This is a genomic window from Streptomyces sp. CC53 (assembly GCF_001865245.1).
Lineage (GTDB): Bacteria > Actinomycetota > Actinomycetes > Streptomycetales > Streptomycetaceae > Streptomyces.
The window spans coordinates 34,268-36,610 of the sequence record NZ_MKXB01000084.1 but is presented as its reverse complement, the minus strand read 5'-3'; the positions used below and the strand labels follow the sequence as shown (position 1 = coordinate 36,610).

General features: G+C 75.3%; 3 protein-coding genes. 1 reads left to right on the top strand and 2 read right to left on the bottom strand.

Annotation, left to right across the window (positions count from 1 at the left end):
- Nucleotides 1–2: 2 nt before the first annotated feature.
- Entirely contained in the window at nucleotides 3–569 is a 567-nt protein-coding gene (locus BJP40_RS07605) for a GPR1/FUN34/YaaH family transporter (RefSeq protein ID WP_071279644.1), read from the bottom strand.
- Nucleotides 570–804: 235 nt separating this feature from the next.
- Nucleotides 805–1,326, bottom strand: coding sequence for a universal stress protein (locus tag BJP40_RS07600; RefSeq protein ID WP_071265206.1), 522 nt, complete (start codon nucleotides 1,324–1,326; stop codon nucleotides 805–807).
- A 516-nt stretch (nucleotides 1,327–1,842) separates the two neighbouring features.
- Between BJP40_RS07600 and BJP40_RS35335 the strand changes: the two genes are divergently transcribed.
- Nucleotides 1,843–2,343: hypothetical protein (locus BJP40_RS35335; RefSeq protein ID WP_226962994.1), on the top strand; the 501-nt coding region annotated here is incomplete at its 3' end.

Sequence of the window (2,343 nt, the reverse complement as noted above, 5' to 3'; positions counted from 1 at the left end):
GCTCAGCTCGCGGCCGGCGCGCTGCCGCGTGCGCCGCGACCGGTGAGCGCCGGCCAGCCGGCGAGCGCGGCCGTCGCGCCGTACCAGGCCGCGAGGCCCGCCACGGCGGCGACCCAGCCGGCCGTCCTGCCGAGCGCGGACACCTCGGCGAAGGTGCCGATGCCGAGCAGCAGGAGCGCCAGGAACAGCAGCCCGTACACCCCCTGGCCGAGCAGCCCGCTCCCGCCCGCCGAGGCGGTCAGGGTGAGCGCCAGGAGTGCGAAGAGCAGCAGGAACAGGCCGGCCGCCTCGGCGGAGACCCCGGTGCCCGCTGCGCTGCCCCAGGTGAACCAGAAGGCGCCGAGCCCGGCGTACGCGGTGCCGGTGCGGCCGTCGCCGCCGCGCAGGGCGAGGACGCCGCAGACGAAGAGGGCGACCCCGCCGACCCAGGTGGCGAGGGACGAGGCGTCCGCCGCCCCGACGTTGTCGATCACCCCGGTGTTGCCGAGGCCGAAGGCGAGCAGGGTCAGGCCGAGTGCGAGTCGGCCGAGGGTGGAGGTGGTGCTTCCCGCAGAGACGTCGTTGTCCACGGCGGGCTCCCTTCGTGTGCAGTTGTGCGCAGACGTGGCTGCTGTGTCGGGGATGCCGCTGGGTCGCCGCTCGCGGGCGCCGGGTCCGGGGGCCGGTACGGGGCTTCTGCTCCACTGCGTTGGTTCCCAGCCACAGGGATATACCCTTCACAAGCGCACAACCCACCTCGCGGGGGCATCGAATCGCGCTGGGAAGCAGGGGAGTTGACGAGGTCTCACCTGGGCATACGGCAGGTCACGGAATGACGACGACCGGTCGTTGGGCGCGTCGTGCGAGCCGGCCCGCCACTGAGCCGAAGATGCGCCCCACGATGCCGTGGGTGGAGCCGACGACGATGGCGTCCGCCTCGTACTCCCGGCCGACCTCCTCCAGCTCGTGGCAGATGTCGCCACCGCGCTCGACGAGGATCCAGGGGACCTCGGAGAGATAGTCCGCGCAGGCGAGCTCCAGCCCGAGCACCTCGGTGCGGTGGTCGGGGACGTCGACGAAGACGGGTGGCTCGCAGCCGGCCCACACCGTGGTGGGGAGCCGGTTCGCGACGTGGACGATGATCAGGCCGGAGCCGGAGCGGCTCGCCATGCCGATCGCGTACGCGAGGGCGCGCTCACTGGAGGTCGACCCGTCGAAGCCGACGACGACGCCGTGGCGGAACGCGGGGTCACAGGAGTGGCGCGGCTCGGCCGCCGCGAGGGGGTCGACCGCCGAATCGGCGCCCCTTCTGCGGTCCGCGGGTTCTGGGTATTCGTGACCGGCCATCGGTGTCTCGGCGAGGGAAGTCCTTCACGGGATGTACGGGCAAGGTGCGGGTGGCTCGGAGCCGTGTCCGGGAATCATCTTCCCAACCCCATACCCCCAAGGGTACGGCGCCACTCCTGCCGTGCCCAGAGTTGCCCTGTGTACGCCACTGGGTACGCGGCGTTCCAGGGAGCATGCCCGAGCCGGCCTCGTATGGCAACGCCGGTTGGCCCCTACAGGCGTCCCCCGAAGGGCTTACCGAACAGCATCGGAAGGGCACGGAGCGTCACCCGCACGGGCACGGCGAGCCCTGCAGCGTGCGGTATGAGCCCTCCTGCTGCGACGCGTCACGCGCACGGGCACGGCGAGCCCGGGAACCCCGACGGCCGGGCGCCACGGCGTGAGCCGGAACGGCCGCCGACCGGACGTGTGCGGCGGCGCGGACGGCCGCCGACCGGGGGTGTGCGGCAGTGACCCGAGCGGCGCGCCGTCGTTGGCAGCGCGGTCCCCCCGACCGCCGCACCCCAGGGAGCCCCCGTGTCCGCGACCCAGGCCACCGCCACGCACCCGACCGCGCCCGCGGCGCCGCACCCGCACGCACCCCGGCACGGGGCGGCGCACGCACCGGCCCGCGGGCACACCCCCGACGACGCCCCGGAACCCTACGGCGAGGGCGTGGAACCGCACGGCGCCGACCCCGAGCCCCACGCCGACGGCCCGGACGCGTACGGCGAGGCACGGCGGGCACACGGCGAGGCGGCACCGGGGGCCGGGCCGCGCGGGGAGGCGCCGGCAGCCGGGCCGTACGATGCCGTGCCGGGACCCCGCCCCGGAGCGCCCCGTTGGCCGAGGGGGGACGACGGGCCGCAGGACGCGGTGGGCGAGGTGGTGCGCTGGGCGGCGTTCAGCTGCGCCCTCGTCCCGGCGGTCCTGCTCGTGTACGGGACGTCCTTCGCGGGCGCCGCAGGCACCGCGCTCGGCCTGGCCGCCGTCACCGCCGTCTGCCGGGCGGTGCTGCGCCGCGCCGAGCGGGGCGCT